Below are 13908 nucleotides of genomic sequence, written 5' to 3'. Positions count from 1 at the left end.
CGGCGATAGCGTCGATCAAGCTTGGATTTGCGACGCCGAAGATGAACGGAAATTCCGAGCCAGTGAGGCCCGCAAATCCACTCGCTGCAACCGGGTTTGCGCGTTCGTCGGCAGAAGGGAACCACGCAATGCAACCGGCGGACCTTCTCCGGTTCCTCCTTGGAGATTGGGCCGGTCATGTGCGGATCGCCTTCTCAAACGCCTTGGCGACTGCCTGGACGCACGCCTCAAGCCGGCGGATGTATTCGTCGACGCCGATCCAGGCCGACTGTCCTCGCTGCCTTTCGGCGGCCTGCATCTCCCGCCGCAAGGCATTGTTGAGGCACGCTGCCTCGTCGGTCGAAAGCTCGATCTGGACCCGCTTGGCGCTCAATGCAGCGCTCCATCAGTTCTGTCCGACCAGGCGAAGTTGAAGGTGTGCACCAGCAACTCGGCGTTCGCAGGATGGTTGTCTCCGGTCGTGCCGCCGATCGGGATGCCGTTGCCGTCGAAGATCACCGTCGTCGTGCCGCTGTCGCCCGGCGCGGTGGTGAGTGGCAACGCAATGGTCGCGACCTTCTGGCGCTCGTTCATGTCGCGCCGATCCCGTCATAGACCTCCTCAACCGTCGCCAGGGACGAGCGGAGCTGCCTAAGATAAGCGTCGGTCATTTCCTTGTCGGCCGGGGCGCAGGGATAGCCGACGACCGTAAGGCGCCGCTCGACATTGTCGATCTCGTGAGTGAGCAGGCCGCGCAGGCAGCCGAAGTCGTACGCCGAGAATGTGACTGTCACGGTCGGTTTGGTCATGATGCCCTCACGCCCAGGATCTGCGCCTTGATGTCTTCGGCTGTCTGAGCCGACATGCCCTTGGCCTTGGCCACGGTGTCGACGGCCTTCTCAACATCGGCCTTGAATTCCTTTGCCACCTTGGTCCGGCGATCGCTGGAAACGCTCTGCGCCTGGGTCGCCATCTTCAGCGCCGTGGCGAGCTGCATGGCGCCGATCGGCGCCAGCCCGCTTTCGCCGGCGTCGGTCAGCAGCTCGAACACCAGCGTCTTGATCGCCTCGGCTGCAATCAGTGTCAGATCGTCAGAGCTTTGCGCATCGAACCGCTTGGAGATGGTGGCAGCGATCTCGCGGGTGTCTTCCAGCCGGCGCGTCATCATCGCCAGCTTTATCGAATAGCGGTTGAACGCCGAGAATGAGGGGATGACGAATTCCAGCTCGCCTTTGTGCTCAGCCTGAAGGGCCTGCATCTTCAGGAAGAATTCCTCGTAGATCTCGCTCTGCGTACGAGCGCGGTCCTGCAGGGCGGTGGCCGCCCACGTGATGATCGGGCCGCACTCCTCGGGCAGGCGCTCGATCGCCGAAAGCTGACCACGGCCTTTGCGCGCCATGTCAGGCCTCCGGCGAGGGTCGGGCCACGCCTTCGATGATCGCGCGGCGTTCCACATGGTCGACGCCGGCGCGCGTGATGGCCGCGACCATGAAGGTGCCGACCTCAGTCACCTTCACCGCGCCCAACTCGTCGAGCTTGCGCAGTTGCGTGCGGACCCACTCTCGCGAGCGGTTGTGACCGAATGTGTCGAGCGTCTTCGTCAGCAGCGCCTCGTTGAGGCGACCGTCGGTCTGCTTGTTCAGTTCCCGCAGGATGACCAGCCGGGCATCGTAGGTCAGGTAGGCGTCGAAATCGGTCATTCGCTCTTCGATCCTGATAGCAAGAAGTTCTCCATGCGGTGGACGGTGCGGGCGATGCCATTGACCACCTCGGCCTGCTTGCCCGCATCGCCCTTGATCTCGGACACCGCGAGCCGCAGATCCATGAAAGCCGTCGCATCGGGCAGATGCTTCATTTCGCTTTCGATCGACTGGATGCGAGCGCCATGGCCGTCCAGCGTCTTCTCCAGCTCGGCATAGCGTTCGCCGGTCTCTTTCTTGTGCGTCGACAGATCGGTAGCCGTCTTCTTGGCGCCGGATGTCACCAAGGTGAACACCGTCGTTCCCAGCGATAGGATTGTGGAGATGGCGACTAGCCAAGGCATCAAGGGCGTAATGTCCATCAGGCTCGTCTCCGGCTCTGTCGTTCGATGAAGGTTTCGCAGTCGATGCACCTGGTGCAGTTCGGGACCGCGAGACGCCGGGCATCGGGGATACGCTCGCCGCAGTCGCAGAACGGCGAAACCTCGACGGCGGCGTATTGCTCCCGGATCGCCGCCTGGATGCGAGCGACGCCGGCGGCACACTCCTGCTCGACGCGCCGCTCGGCCAAGTCGATGGCTGCGTTGCCGGCCGTCATTTCGGCTCCCTCGCGGCCTTGCGCTCGTCATACCAGCCGGCGCAACCGTCGATCTGGTCGTTGGCATTGCCCAAGGCGATATCAGCCTTCTTGTTGGCAACGCCGAGCTTATCGCCGAGCTTCACGCCGCTCCGGTGATGGCGGCGGCATTCCGAAGGATAGTCGGGCATGCGCCGCGCTTCCGCGACCGCGCGATCGGCTTGCGTCAACGCCTCTACGACGACGCTGGCCTTAGCCTTGTCGGCATAGGCTTTGCCCAGGGCGGCCTTATCGGTTGTGCAGGCTGTCAAGCAGCTGCTGATCAACAAGGCCGTCAACGCGGGCTTGAAGCACGGCGAGTTCATCTTCTGCTTTCCTTTTTTCGGTGTCGGTAAGTGTGAGCGTGGTTTCCAGGTGGACGCGGGCCGTCCGTTCATCACTCGCCATCTTGCTGGCCTCGTCGGCCTTGCCTTCGCTCCAGGCGCGCAGCCGACGCTGTTCGACCAGCTCGGCATTGAGCGCGTCGAGCCTGGCACCGGCCACGAGTTCCGTCACGGCCTTGTCGACCGCCTGGCGCACGGCCGAGGCTTTGTCGAAGCGGAGCCAGATCCCGGCGCCGAGAAAGAACCACACCGGTAGCGTGATGCCGAACGCCAGCACCGGTAGCACCCATCTTTTCAAGAAGAGGCCAATAGCTGCGCCGGTCATTGCGCCAACCACCACCACAGCAGCGCCACGCCCACCAGGACGAACACCGTCGCGGTCCCCGATGCCGAGCCCACGAAGCTGGACCAGAAGATGCGCGGATCGATCATTGTACGTTCCCCTGGCTCAACGGCTCGGCCGGCTCGCCGCCGTCTGTCACTGACAAAGGTGTGGTGGACTGCCCGGACACGATAGCGCGGACGATCTGCCTCAGGTCCAAGTGGCCGATGCCCATGTAGGCTCCGCTCACCGCCAGGATCAGGCCAATCGCCGTCGCGGCAACGTAAGCCGCCTGGGCATAGACGATCGAGGCAAACACCGCCGCCCAGGCCAAGGCGCAATTGACGATGACCAGCCCCTTCGAGAAACGGCGGCTCTTCTGAACAAGCGGCATCAGAGCTTCGCCTTCACCTCGGCCCGGAAGCGGTCGCCGCATTCGCGCGCCGTATCGAAAGCGGGATCGAACGGCAGCTTGGCGATGTCCCATTTGCCGCGCTGCTGGATGCCGAGATTGGCTTGCACCTCGGCATGCGACAGCACTGTGTGTGGTCCTACAGGGATCGTGTAGCGCCGGCAAAGCTCAGCGACGACAGTCGAGGCGGCGTCCCACTGCGCCTTCGTGAGCGGCTGCGAGCCAGCGTTGAACGGCCGCTCGATCGCGCCGGCCATCGCGCACATCGAAACGCCGATCGAGCCGGTGTTGCAGTTCAGCGTGTGCGCGGCATAGCCGGCCTTGGCCTTGGGTAGCGAATTGAGGTCGATCGACGGGACGCCACGGATCAGCTTGCCGTCACCCTCGATCAGCAGGTGATAGTGCTGCCGGTCGAAATCCGTCGCCTTGTGGCTACCGGCCGTCCAGTGGAGGATGACGCGCTGGATGGTCGCATTGGGCAGCCAGCCGCTAGGGATGGTCATTGAGTGTCCGCCTGTGAAATCGGCCGGGAGAGCCCCGGCCATTTCGCAACACCATGCCTTCGGCGGCAGGCGGCAATCATGCCCGCCAAAGCGGGCGGTCTGTCAGTTGCTGGAAAAGAGGTCGGTCTGGCGCGGATCTCGGCTGCCCTTGACGGGCTTGTCCGGCATGCGCCGGAAGAGCTTGTCGACGCCGGTCTCGGTGATGCCGAGCCGTCCGGCGATCTCGCCGTTCGAGGCGCCGTTCGCGCGATACTGCCGTGCGCGAAGCTCGCGGGCAAGAGGCACGCGGATATACGATCCGGAGTAGCGGCGGGCAAGCTTCTGGGCGGCCGCAGCGCCCAGGCTCCTGACAAGGGCTGTGTCGTCGCCGGACGCCGGCACGTAGAGACGGCGTCCGCCATAGGTTTCCGCGAGGCGCACGAAGTCCGCCAGGCCTATCAGGCTGAGCAGCTCAGCGGATCGCAGTTCGTCGCTCACGCCACGTCCAGCCGCAGATTGCGCATGGTCGTGGTGAGCGTCTCGCGGTTCGGCCCGTGCCAGATCAGGCAGAGCGTGTAGAGGCCGTTGCGGCAGCGGTAGAGGGCCGAATGCTTGGTCAGCGCCCAGTCGCAGCCCTTGGCGGCCGCAAGGGCATTGCTGGCCAGCTCCGAGGCTGCAAAGGCCTCGATCTTAGCGAACTCGATCTTGACCCGACCTGTGTGACGACGACGCACGCTCATGCTGGCTCCCATTGAATGAGGACGCCTTGGAACAGACCGGCACCATGCTCGGCTTCCCAAAAGGCTCCCATGTTCCAGCGGGCCGATCCGGGCCTGCCGATGCGCTTCCAGCGCCAGTCGCCAACGTGCTCGATCGCGAAGCCGTCAGAAGCGGCGAAGGCCTCTATTTCGTCGCGGTGGAGCGATCGGCCGTCGATGACGATAGAGCCGATGAACTCGTCCAGGAGTGGCGTGGTCACGATGGCGATCGGCAGCACGCGGACACAGATGGGGTCAGGATCGACCAGCTTGACGCAGTTTCGGGTCCGCATGCCCTGGTAGAGCTGCACCGGTTCACCCGGCCGGGCATGCCGCTTGCGTTCGGCGCGCACTGTGTGGCGCTTGATGAGACCCGACACCTGAGGGCCGAACATCGCCTTGAAGCTGTAGGCGACCATCAACCAACCCTCGCCTTGTGGACGCCGCTGGCGATGGCATCAAGGATCATCGATCCTCTGTGCTCTTCGACGAGTTGGATTGCCGCATCGTATTCAGCCTGGGTTGCGCCATCGAAGCGCGTCACCAAGAGATCCGCCGATGCTAGGAATCTTGCAGCGTCAATTTCGATATTCTGCGGGGTCTCTGCCAGAACGACGCGGGCCATTTCGACAGCCAAAGTGGAGTGTTTCTCGGCCATCAGCGTACCTTCCTGATCATGTCGCCAAGCGCGTTCATCACAGCCGGCCAGTCGCGATCGGTCATCTGGTCGAGCGGCTTCGCTGTGTCCCAAACGAACTGACGGAAGCCCTTGGGGTCGACCGCCTTGGTGACCGAGAGTAGCTGCCACTGTGCGACTGCAATCTTTGCACCGGATAGACGCAGCCAATCGGCCATACTAACCGACTGATGCCAGTCGACGCCGGCCTCCCGCGTCATCCATGCCTTGAGCGCGTCGATCGCCTTGGCCGAGTCTTCGGCATCCAGGAGAAACCGGGTGTGCTCGATGCCGGTCTGCCGCTTTACGAAGATCAGCATGGCGGCGTCGCGCCGATCACGGATGATGCCGAGGTTCCAGGCGGCGATCCAGAGCGCCTGCAGCTTCTTGGCGAAAGGCCCTTGAAGGCCCTTTTCAGCCGGCTTGAAACCCTGCCGGCGTTGCTCTTCGACAATGCGCAGCTGCTCGCGCTCGTTCATCTCGCGCAGGCTGCGCTTGCCAGTGACACGCTGGTAGAGATCGCGCGCGGTGTCTTCGTCGAGACCGAGCTGCTTGTTGGCGACGTGGATGGCGGACAGAGTGCTCATGATGCCAATTCCTCCGCATCGTCCAGGACGGCGTCCACCAGGTCGCTTTCGGCAACCGCGTCGACGATCATCCAAGCGAGCGTCTCGCGAGTGAGGCCACGCCTCCTGGCGTGGGGCGCGAGGCGCTGCAAGAGGCCGACCGGCAGGTGAACGGTCCGGCAGGTGCTATCGCCGCGCTGGGACTTCGGCGTGTATCGGCGAACCGAGCATTCGAGCGCTGAGACAGTCGACGGAGATATGCCGATGCGCTCGGCGATGGCGTTGATCTCCATGCCCTGGGCGCGGAACGCCGCCACGGCAGCGGTGCGGCTCGGATAGCCAAGGGTCGGCTTGGCGCTGCTCATGGCTCGTCCCTCCGCTCGATTGGGACCGGGCCGCTTCCGTGTGCATTGAAACCGTCATCGACCGCGATTTTCTTGCGGGCGGCCGTGCGCCAGTTCGTCAGGGCGCCGGTTGTCCCGCTGGTCGAGCTGGCACGCAGGCCAGCCATTATGACCGAATGTTCACTGGCCGGGCGCGGGTTGAACCTTGCGCCTTCCTCGTTCGTGAAGAACTCGACCAGCTTGGCCTCTGCCATTTCGTGGCGGGCGCGCCATGCCGAATAGTCGGCGTGCCGGAATTCGCCGGTTTCGGCCTTGGCGACCGCCAGCTTCTCGTCGAGTAGCGCGACGAGGCGCTCAAGAGTTTCGATCCAGAGCGTCATTGCCATCACGCCTTCGCCAGGTCGATCGTGACCGCCCGCCAGTCGGCGTCGAGACGGTCGCGCTCGTAGCAGCGGACATAGATCTTCGAGCCGACCACGCGCATGGCGTCGCGGATGGCCGCCATGGCGCGTTGCCAGCGCTCGTCGCCGATATCGAGGCGCAGCAGCATGAAGATCGCGGCGCGGTTGATCTGGCCTTCCTTGTCGGTGTTGAAGGCGCGCGTCACGATGGCGCGGATCTCCGGCCGGCTGTCGGCTGACCATTCCGTCAGGCACTCGTCGATCAGGCTCTTGGCGATCTGCAGCTGGGCGCCGAAGTCGATCGTGTCGGCGACCTGCACCTTGACCATCTTCATGCCGTCGAAGGTCATGAAGGTCTTGTTGCCCTTCGCACCGCCCTTGCTCGCTCCGTATTCCTGGGCGAGCAGCGCCTCGAAGGCGCCGAGGTCGTTGAACGTATGTTCCTTGAAGCGGCCGATCTGCGCCGAAAGATCGGTGGCGTAGCCGAGGATGGTGCGGACCGTTTCGTCTTCGAGCATCTCGGACGGCTTGATCATTTCGACCGGCACGAGATTGCCCTTGGCGTCGGGCATATATTGCTTGTCGCCGACCAGGACTTTTCCGGTTGCGCGGGCTTCAGTTGCTGCTTGCATGATCATTCTCCTGTTGGGCGGTGGTAGGGGATAGGGCTCGGCATGAAGGCGAGCAGGTCGCGGACGTGAGCCAGCTGGTGTGCGACATGCTGCTGATGTTCGACGCCGGCCAAGCTGGCCCAAGCGCCCTGGTCGAGAGCTGAGATCAGGAGCCTGGTCTCCAGCGCGATCGCCCACAGGCCTTCGGTGGCCATCGCAAGGGCAAGCACCTCGGCCGTGGTGGCCCGGACACCGTTGCGCTCGGGGTCGGCGACAATGCGGCCGCACAGGTCGATCATGTCGAGCTTGGCGACGGCGGCCAGCAGCGCTTCACTTGCGGCCATTGGAGTGCCTTTCCAGAATGGTCCTCAGGCGCTTGGCCGAGCGCTCCAGCGCCTTGCGGGCCGGTATCTCGCCCGGTCCGAATTTCGCCTGCTCAAGCTGATCGACCGACGCGCCAACGTCCCGGCAGGCCCGCATGATGAGTTGGTCGCGTGTCGACCGTTTCGCAGGCTTGGACGCTTCGATCTCGGCATCGATCAACGGGATGATCAGGTCAGCGAGCCGCTGTGCGCGCGACTTGGCCTCCTTGGGCGGGACCGCCATCGTCATGCCGCACCTCCCGGCCGGCCGTCCGAAAACGGCCGCGGGATAACCGGAAACAGCCGTACATTCGACCCCGGCCGGCACGCCGCTTCGGCGATGCGGTCGGCCTCGGCCTCGCGCTCTGCCTGCGCCTGATCGTTCCAGACCTTGCAGCTCAACCGGTTCTCGATGTCGCGGGCCTTGCCACGAAGTTCCTTGATGCACTCGCAGAGGACACGGGCGTCTTCGGGATCGAGGATGCGGGGCTCGTGCTGGTAGTCGGAAATCAAATCGCGCAGTTCGGACAGTCCGTCCGAAAGCGCCAGGGACAGTCTCTCGCCCATGGTCATTTTCTCCTTTGGGGGCAGGTTTTGCAGGCGTGGAAAAGCTGGGCGCGGTGCCGCGAGGTGGCGCGAAACGGCTCCTTCTGTTCGGTCAGGCAGCGGTCGCGGCCGATCTCGCCGAGCACCGGACATTCGACGGTGGCGGCCATCAGGGCGCCGCGCACCATCTGCTCGACGCGAGCGACATCGCCCAGATACTTGCCGCTGATAATGGTCGAGACGGCGGAGCGGCTGTAGCCGATACGCTGGCCGGCGACGCCGAGGTCACTGGCGTCGGCAAGCCGGGCCAGCTCGTCCAGCCAGTCGGGCAGCGGCGAGCCGTGCGCATCGATCGCCTTTTCGACAAACGACTTGCCGTCCGGCCGGCTGTGCTTGACGGGCCCCCGGTTCATGGCTTCGCCTCGCTTGCGACGGGACGGCCGATGACCGTTTTGCTGTTCGGATCGAACACCATTTTTGTGGCGAGGATCTTCGGTGCCTGCAGGCCGAGATTGTGCACAAGCCGATAGCGCCCTGGGCTGCCGGCCACGACGCCAGCGGTTGACAGCGCGTAGAGATAGGCTTCCACGGTCCGCCGAGGCACGTCAGGGCAATCTTCTGCCACGTCGGCAAGGCTGAACACCTTGGCCATCTTGATCGCGCGCCAGACCTGCTCGATGGCTGTCTCGGGCGGGGTCTTGCCGTCCGGCGTCAGCCGCGGTGCTACGAGAGGCCGTTTGACCAGGCGATAGACGACGGTGGCCGGGAGATTGGCACCGCCGCCATGGCTGGCGGTCTTCTGCTCGACGACCTCAGCAATGCCCGCGAGCCGAAGCTTCCGAACGAACCTGCCGACCGCCTGCGTCTTGACGTTCGTCCGATCGCAGATCTGCCGCACCGTCCAGGGGCCGCCGAGATCGAGATCGCGGACGATCGACCAGTAGCCAGCCTCGCCGCGCGGCACTGCGATGCTGATCTGCACGATGTCGAGGATGGATCGCCCGCTCATGCGAACTTCCTCGGGGTGAATTTAGGGGCGCTGAAGATCGCGTTGGCGCCGCCAAACGCGGCGAGGTCGACTCTCTTGATGCCGAGGAGTTGGCCGGCTTCGACCACCTTGGTGAGGTTGACGGCGATGCGACGCGTGTTGCCCCTGGTCTTGTCGAGAATGGCGGCTGCCAGGTCGTCTGTGATCTCGATGCCGGGGCAGCGATTGGCAGCCAGCAGGCCAAAATCCTCGGCGTCGCAGGGCACGGCCGACAGCCACTCGAGCACGCGGTTATGCACCCGCTCGAACTCTTCCAGATGCTTTGGCAGCATCTCCTCGCCGATCATGACAACCGGGGCGCCGGACTTGTCCGAAAGCTCACGCAGCAGGTCGACAAAGCGCTTTTTGGCGATGAAATGCGCCTCGTCGATGATGAGCGGCCGGCGCGGGTCGGCCACCAGCAGCATAATGGCGTTGGTTTTCAGATCCTCGATCGAGCCGCGCGGGCGCGTTTCGCCCAGCTCGATCAGAATCTGCATGAGCAGCGAGCGCGCCGAGGTGAACTGGCCACATTCGACATAGGCCGCCCGATATTTGTTGGCGCCATAGATGCCGGATTTCGTCTTGCCCCAGCCGGATGGGCCGGAGAAGACGGCGAGACCGGGATCGTCGGGATTGCGATCGACCATCTTTGCGAGCAGGGTCGAAAAGGCGGCAACGTTCTTCAGCGGTGCCGGCCGGTTGACTTTGAGCATTTCTGTCATCATTTTCCTCGTTGTGCTGTGCCGCTTCGGCGGCTGTTCTTGCGGAGAGCCCGGTTTGCAGACCGGGCTTTTCCGTTACTCAGGACAGGTACGCTTCACCGAAATCCTCATGCATCGACTGATGGGCCTTGAACTCGGCCGACAGCTCGTAGCCGCCGAGCCAGACCGCGTCGGCCGCCGGCAGCGTGTTGGTGTCGAGTTGCTTGCGAAAGCCGACCGCGCGCCGATAGCGCTCCTTCGGGGTCTCCGGCAGCGCGACGACGTTCTCGTCTTTCGGCAGATGGGCCGTGCGCGCCGCCTCGATCTCGGCCTGCCGGCGCTTCATCATTGCATCGGTCTCGGCAAAGAGGCGTTGCTCGTCCTCGGCCTGCATTTCGTCGATCAGCCGGCGATGGGCGGCAGCGGCGGCAGTGTCGATCGGCTGGCTGGGATTGAGCCGCTCGCCGAGCGCCTCGATCGCCGCAGCGATCTGCGGTGTCGAATGCGCCTGGTCGCGCTTTGGCAGCGGTATGACGTTCGGCGCGTCGCGGCGAGCGACTTCCAAGGCGCGCTCGATCAGCGGCGCGCCCTTGGCAATCTTCTTCATGTCCGCCTTCAAGTCGCGGGTCAGTTCATTGACCAGCTCGCTGCGGATCTCCTTCGCGGCGCGCACCAAAGTTTCGGGGTGGATGCCGGAAAGCTCGGGGCAGATCGCGTCGCCGAGGAACTCGGCGCCGTCCTGGGCGAAGGCATAGGCGCGGCCGGCATCGTTCGGGTCCTGCCGCACGAACACGGCGGTGCCGGGCAAAATGGTCGGCGTCATGTAGTGATAGCCGTCGATGCGGATGCCGAGCTTGGTCACGATGCGCTGGCCATTCGAGCCGGCGACCGGCATCAGCAGCAGGTCCAGGGCGCGCTCGTCGACCTTGCGCGGTTGCTTTGTCGAGGCGAGCGCTGTGGCGAAGGGCGTGGCGTTCTTCAGGCCAGCATGCGGCCTGTGCTGATAGACGGTGGTTGCCCAATCATCGACGTGCTTCTGCAGCTGCGGGCCTGTGAGCGTGACGCCAAAGACTTCCGCGTCGCTCTCGCCTAGACGTTGCGCAAAGCTCTTGCGGCTTTCGATCGCCTTGCGGTCGGTGACCGAATGGCCGACAAAGCCCGGCAGCAGCGGCCCGACGTCGTGCTGAAACGTCTTGATGACGCGCTCGACATGACCCTTCTGCTCGGGCGAGTAGGCGTCCGACGTCTCGGCCTCGATGCCGAGCGAGACGAACAGCCTTTGCGTGTCCTGGGCGACGAAGTCGGAGCCGTTGTCGGTCTTGACGACATCGGGCACGCCCCACGCGATGATCGCCTTTCGGATGAGCAGTGCGACGGCCGAGGCGCGTGGCGTCCGCGACAGCAGCCAGATGCTACGGCGGGTGGCGATGTCGATGCACGCATAGACTGAATGCCGGCCGTCGGTGCACAGCGCGTCGACCGGCGAGGCGTCGATCTGCCAGAGTTGGTTCGGCTCGGTAATGTGGCGCAGCATGCCTACGCCGGCGGGCGCCATGTGCGAGCGATAGCGGTCGGGGTTGGTAAGCTTGATCAGCTCGACCTTACGGCTTTCCTTCAGGCCCTTCAGCGCGTGCTGGAAGGTGCGTACCGGCGGCATCGGAATGATGGTTTCAACGCCCCTTGAAACCGTTTTCAAAGTGTCGCCGAACTCCGACCGGCAGAGGGTACGGACATGGTGGCCGGACAGATGTGGCTGCTGCGCGATCAGGGCCAGCATGAAGGCGCTGACCGCACCGCCATTTGCTGTTTCGAGGATGCCGGTGCCCTTGCGCGCCTGGGCGGGATCATGCGCGAGCGCGTTGACCTTGCCGTCGCGCTTCTGCGACTGCCAGCGGGCAAGCGATCGCTTCGACAGGGTAGGCACGATCTCTCGCACCCATTCGTCGATGGTGAGCGAGCCGACATTGTATCGATCGGTGAAGACCTGGGCGCGGGTGGCATAGCCGAGCTGCATGCCGCGCGAAAATTTCTCGAAGGCGGCGACGATCGCCAGCCGGGCGTCACGCTCCTTTTGCGCGCGGGCGGTCAGGCTGGTGTCCGGCGCGGCACTCGCTGGCGTGACCGGCCGTTCGATGACGAGGTGCTTCTGCTGATAGGCGACCTGGGCAAGCACCGGTAACAGCGAGACGTGATATTCGGTCGCACCACCCCGACCGGCGCGCTGCCGGGCCTGTGTGGCTCGCTCGTCCCAGCCTTCGCGCTCAGCCATCAGCTGGACGCCGCGTTCGCTCCACGGCATATCCGGCAATGTCTCCGCGGCGATCTCGCGGGCGGTCAGGCAGTCTTTCATGCGGCCACCTCGGCACCCATGCGCCGCAGCATCCGGCGGACGAGGTAGCGGCCCTCAGCGGTCAGCTCCAGCCGGCCGGTCAAGCCGCCGCCACGGTATTTCAGGCGACCGCTCAGCAATCCGGCTTTGAGTGCGTCCTTCGTGACGGAGGGCGCGTGCGCTACGGCAAGGTAGAAGTCCGTCGGCTGGCAGAGATCATCCTTCCACCACAACCACACGAGGTTGTTGATGATGTCGGGGCGGAACTGTTCGAGAAGACCGAGGCGCGCTTCGATCATGACAGCACCGCCGGGAATTCGTCATGGGTGCGGCCGTCGAGCATGCGGCCGGCTGCTTTCTTGCCGACGCGCATTGCGCCAGGCCCTTCTGGCCAGCACTCAGGCTTGAACCAATGCTCTTTGCCGGTGTCCCGGTAAGGCCAATCGGCGCCGGATCCATCCGCCGGGCAAAACCAGCCGGCGTCCCCACTATCAAGCCATTCGCCGCCGATCCAGCTGCCCCACTGCTTGAAGAGGTAAGGAATGCCGTTCCGGACGCAAAAATCGCGGGCCGACCTGTGCCAATACGGACTATTCGGGCGGGCGCTTTTGCCGTCCGTGTCGCTCTCGCCACCCGATACCATCCAGTCGAGGAACTCCCAGCCGGTCCAGTCGACCGGGCCAAGGGCGGGCTCGTAGCTGACCCACGTTTTCCAGCCCATTTCCGAGAGCCGGCGCATGCTTTCGCGGCGTTCGTCGGCGTGAGCTTGGTCTTCAACCGAGACCCCGAGCCAGATGTTGGGCGAGGGAAACGCCATGCCGTCGAAACTCGGCCAGGGCGACGGCGGCATCGCATCAGCGAAGCGCTTCACTGTGTTTCGGAAGGGCTCCTGCTCGACACGGGCCAGATAGTCACGCATCCGACCGGGTCGCTTCGTCAGCACCTGGAAGGCGTGTTGCGGCGCCATCGACATGACGGCAAAAACCCTGTCAATCCATACGTCCGGCACAGCCTCATAGAACAGGTCGGCGTGCGCGCAGACGAAGATCATGCGCGGCTTGGTCCAATGCAGCGGCTGGGTCAGCCACTGTTCGTTGAACCGAACCTCGCCCGTCCACACCGGGCCATTTTTGGTGCCGACGGTGAGGCCTTCGCGGCTCGGATGATGCTTCAGCCGAGTGCCGGCGAGCTTCATCGCGTAGCAGAACTTGCAGCCGGGCGATTTGATCTGGCAGCCGGTGATCGGGTTCCAGGTCGCGTCCGTCCATTCGATGTTTGTGCCGTCAGCCATTGGATGCAGCCTCGCTTGCCTTCACACGGTCGTGCTCGCTGGTCAGCCAGTCGATCGCCGCGTGCATGGTCGAGAACTTGGCGCTGTTGGCTTCGCTGACGGAAATCCGGTGGATCGAATAGGCGACCCATCGTTCCGCGCGCTTGTTGCCGGCGAATTTGGCGATCGTGCCAAGGCGAACGCCGTCGATGACGATGCCTGTCATGCTCGTGCCTGGTGGTTGGCGCCCCCCCCGGGCCGGGGGGGGGGGCGGGGGGGCCGGGGGGGGGGGGGGGTTGGCCGCGGGGGGTTGTGGGGGGGGGGGGGGGGGGGGGGGGTGGGGGGGGGGCGGGGGGGTGGGGGGGGGGGGGGGGGGCCCCCCGCCGGGCCTGGGGGGGGGGCGCTGCTGGCCGGGGCGGCTTGGGAGATCGCCTCGGCGGATTGAAGGGTGCGGATGGC

General features: G+C 64.7%; 29 protein-coding genes. All 29 read right to left on the bottom strand.

What is annotated here, in order from left to right; translation table 11 throughout:
• Positions 1-175 precede the first annotated feature (175 nt).
• Complete coding sequence (locus NKI72_RS26860) at positions 176-373, bottom strand: hypothetical protein (RefSeq protein WP_352851285.1); 198 nt, start codon at positions 371-373, stop codon at positions 176-178.
• Positions 370-573: a hypothetical protein gene (locus tag NKI72_RS26855; protein WP_352851284.1), complete on the bottom strand. Its 204-nt coding sequence runs from the start codon at positions 571-573 to the stop codon at positions 370-372. Before NKI72_RS26855 ends, NKI72_RS26860 begins: the two co-directional genes overlap by 4 nt.
• Positions 570-788: a hypothetical protein gene (locus NKI72_RS26850; RefSeq protein ID WP_352851283.1), complete on the bottom strand. Its 219-nt coding sequence runs from the start codon at positions 786-788 to the stop codon at positions 570-572. The genes NKI72_RS26855 and NKI72_RS26850 overlap by 4 nt, the downstream gene beginning before the upstream one ends.
• Positions 785-1378 (bottom strand): DUF3486 family protein, encoded by a 594-nt coding sequence (locus NKI72_RS26845; RefSeq protein ID WP_352851282.1) that lies wholly within the window; start codon positions 1376-1378, stop codon positions 785-787. Before NKI72_RS26845 ends, NKI72_RS26850 begins: the two co-directional genes overlap by 4 nt.
• Position 1379: 1 nt before the next feature.
• Positions 1380-1679 (bottom strand): VpaChn25_0724 family phage protein, encoded by a 300-nt coding sequence (locus NKI72_RS26840; protein WP_292672625.1) that lies wholly within the window; start codon positions 1677-1679, stop codon positions 1380-1382.
• Positions 1676-2041 carry a DUF2730 family protein gene (locus NKI72_RS26835; RefSeq protein ID WP_292672623.1) on the bottom strand — a complete coding sequence of 122 codons (366 nt, stop codon included), beginning with the start codon at positions 2039-2041 and terminating at the stop codon, positions 1676-1678. Before NKI72_RS26835 ends, NKI72_RS26840 begins: the two co-directional genes overlap by 4 nt.
• On the bottom strand, positions 2041-2277 hold the full coding sequence (locus NKI72_RS26830) for a TraR/DksA C4-type zinc finger protein (RefSeq protein ID WP_352851280.1): 237 nt from the start codon (positions 2275-2277) through the stop codon (positions 2041-2043). The genes NKI72_RS26835 and NKI72_RS26830 overlap by 1 nt, the downstream gene beginning before the upstream one ends.
• Positions 2274-2567 carry a hypothetical protein gene (locus tag NKI72_RS26825; protein ID WP_352851278.1) on the bottom strand — a complete coding sequence of 98 codons (294 nt, stop codon included), beginning with the start codon at positions 2565-2567 and terminating at the stop codon, positions 2274-2276. Before NKI72_RS26825 ends, NKI72_RS26830 begins: the two co-directional genes overlap by 4 nt.
• Positions 2545-2964 (bottom strand): hypothetical protein, encoded by a 420-nt coding sequence (locus NKI72_RS26820; protein ID WP_352851276.1) that lies wholly within the window; start codon positions 2962-2964, stop codon positions 2545-2547. Before NKI72_RS26820 ends, NKI72_RS26825 begins: the two co-directional genes overlap by 23 nt.
• A 103-nt stretch (positions 2965-3067) precedes the next feature.
• The gene (locus NKI72_RS26815; protein WP_352851275.1) at positions 3068-3355 is read right to left on the bottom strand and encodes a hypothetical protein; all 288 of its coding nucleotides are present in this window, start codon (positions 3353-3355) and stop codon (positions 3068-3070) included.
• Positions 3355-3876: a peptidoglycan recognition protein family protein gene (locus NKI72_RS26810; protein WP_352851274.1), complete on the bottom strand. Its 522-nt coding sequence runs from the start codon at positions 3874-3876 to the stop codon at positions 3355-3357. The genes NKI72_RS26815 and NKI72_RS26810 overlap by 1 nt, the downstream gene beginning before the upstream one ends.
• Before the next feature lie 102 nt (positions 3877-3978).
• Entirely contained in the window at positions 3979-4353 is a 375-nt protein-coding gene (locus NKI72_RS26805; protein ID WP_352516687.1) for a hypothetical protein, read from the bottom strand.
• Entirely contained in the window at positions 4350-4595 is a 246-nt protein-coding gene (locus tag NKI72_RS26800; RefSeq protein WP_352851273.1) for a hypothetical protein, read from the bottom strand. Before NKI72_RS26800 ends, NKI72_RS26805 begins: the two co-directional genes overlap by 4 nt.
• Complete coding sequence (locus NKI72_RS26795; RefSeq protein WP_352851271.1) at positions 4592-5032, bottom strand: ASCH domain-containing protein; 441 nt, start codon at positions 5030-5032, stop codon at positions 4592-4594. Before NKI72_RS26795 ends, NKI72_RS26800 begins: the two co-directional genes overlap by 4 nt.
• Positions 5032-5271 (bottom strand): hypothetical protein, encoded by a 240-nt coding sequence (locus NKI72_RS26790; RefSeq protein WP_352851270.1) that lies wholly within the window; start codon positions 5269-5271, stop codon positions 5032-5034. Before NKI72_RS26790 ends, NKI72_RS26795 begins: the two co-directional genes overlap by 1 nt.
• Positions 5271-5876 (bottom strand): regulatory protein GemA, encoded by a 606-nt coding sequence (locus NKI72_RS26785; RefSeq protein ID WP_352851268.1) that lies wholly within the window; start codon positions 5874-5876, stop codon positions 5271-5273. The genes NKI72_RS26790 and NKI72_RS26785 overlap by 1 nt, the downstream gene beginning before the upstream one ends.
• Positions 5873-6220 carry a hypothetical protein gene (locus tag NKI72_RS26780; RefSeq protein ID WP_352546940.1) on the bottom strand — a complete coding sequence of 116 codons (348 nt, stop codon included), beginning with the start codon at positions 6218-6220 and terminating at the stop codon, positions 5873-5875. The genes NKI72_RS26785 and NKI72_RS26780 overlap by 4 nt, the downstream gene beginning before the upstream one ends.
• On the bottom strand, positions 6217-6585 hold the full coding sequence (locus NKI72_RS26775; RefSeq protein WP_352851267.1) for a hypothetical protein: 369 nt from the start codon (positions 6583-6585) through the stop codon (positions 6217-6219). The genes NKI72_RS26780 and NKI72_RS26775 overlap by 4 nt, the downstream gene beginning before the upstream one ends.
• The gene (locus NKI72_RS26770; protein ID WP_352851265.1) at positions 6585-7232 is read right to left on the bottom strand and encodes a DUF3164 family protein; all 648 of its coding nucleotides are present in this window, start codon (positions 7230-7232) and stop codon (positions 6585-6587) included. The genes NKI72_RS26775 and NKI72_RS26770 overlap by 1 nt, the downstream gene beginning before the upstream one ends.
• A 2-nt stretch (positions 7233-7234) precedes the next feature.
• Complete coding sequence (locus NKI72_RS26765) at positions 7235-7555, bottom strand: hypothetical protein (RefSeq protein WP_352851263.1); 321 nt, start codon at positions 7553-7555, stop codon at positions 7235-7237.
• Positions 7542-7823 (bottom strand): hypothetical protein, encoded by a 282-nt coding sequence (locus NKI72_RS26760; RefSeq protein WP_352690908.1) that lies wholly within the window; start codon positions 7821-7823, stop codon positions 7542-7544. Before NKI72_RS26760 ends, NKI72_RS26765 begins: the two co-directional genes overlap by 14 nt.
• Positions 7820-8140, bottom strand: coding sequence for a hypothetical protein (locus NKI72_RS26755; RefSeq protein WP_352851262.1), 321 nt, complete (start codon positions 8138-8140; stop codon positions 7820-7822). The genes NKI72_RS26760 and NKI72_RS26755 overlap by 4 nt, the downstream gene beginning before the upstream one ends.
• Positions 8141-8142: 2 nt before the next feature.
• Positions 8143-8532, bottom strand: a complete 390-nt coding sequence (locus NKI72_RS26750; protein WP_352851261.1) for a transcriptional regulator — start codon at positions 8530-8532, stop codon at positions 8143-8145.
• Positions 8529-9128: a hypothetical protein gene (locus tag NKI72_RS26745; RefSeq protein ID WP_352851259.1), complete on the bottom strand. Its 600-nt coding sequence runs from the start codon at positions 9126-9128 to the stop codon at positions 8529-8531. Before NKI72_RS26745 ends, NKI72_RS26750 begins: the two co-directional genes overlap by 4 nt.
• Complete coding sequence (locus NKI72_RS26740) at positions 9125-9871, bottom strand: AAA family ATPase (RefSeq protein WP_352453377.1); 747 nt, start codon at positions 9869-9871, stop codon at positions 9125-9127. Before NKI72_RS26740 ends, NKI72_RS26745 begins: the two co-directional genes overlap by 4 nt.
• A 79-nt stretch (positions 9872-9950) precedes the next feature.
• Positions 9951-12200, bottom strand: coding sequence for a DDE-type integrase/transposase/recombinase (locus NKI72_RS26735; protein WP_352851258.1), 2250 nt, complete (start codon positions 12198-12200; stop codon positions 9951-9953).
• A complete protein-coding gene (locus NKI72_RS26730) occupies positions 12197-12478 on the bottom strand; it encodes a hypothetical protein (protein WP_352851257.1) in 282 nt (93 codons plus the stop codon). Before NKI72_RS26730 ends, NKI72_RS26735 begins: the two co-directional genes overlap by 4 nt.
• Positions 12475-13470 carry a phage Gp37/Gp68 family protein gene (locus NKI72_RS26725; RefSeq protein WP_352851256.1) on the bottom strand — a complete coding sequence of 332 codons (996 nt, stop codon included), beginning with the start codon at positions 13468-13470 and terminating at the stop codon, positions 12475-12477. Before NKI72_RS26725 ends, NKI72_RS26730 begins: the two co-directional genes overlap by 4 nt.
• Positions 13463-13675: a hypothetical protein gene (locus NKI72_RS26720; RefSeq protein WP_352453381.1), complete on the bottom strand. Its 213-nt coding sequence runs from the start codon at positions 13673-13675 to the stop codon at positions 13463-13465. Before NKI72_RS26720 ends, NKI72_RS26725 begins: the two co-directional genes overlap by 8 nt.
• Positions 13676-13908: the final 233 nt, after the last annotated feature.

It is taken from the genome of Mesorhizobium sp. M0437 (assembly GCF_040321335.1).
In the GTDB taxonomy this organism is placed as follows: Bacteria; Pseudomonadota; Alphaproteobacteria; order Rhizobiales; family Rhizobiaceae; genus Mesorhizobium.
Note: the sequence above shows the minus strand (reverse complement) of the source record. Positions and strands in the feature narration are given on the sequence as shown.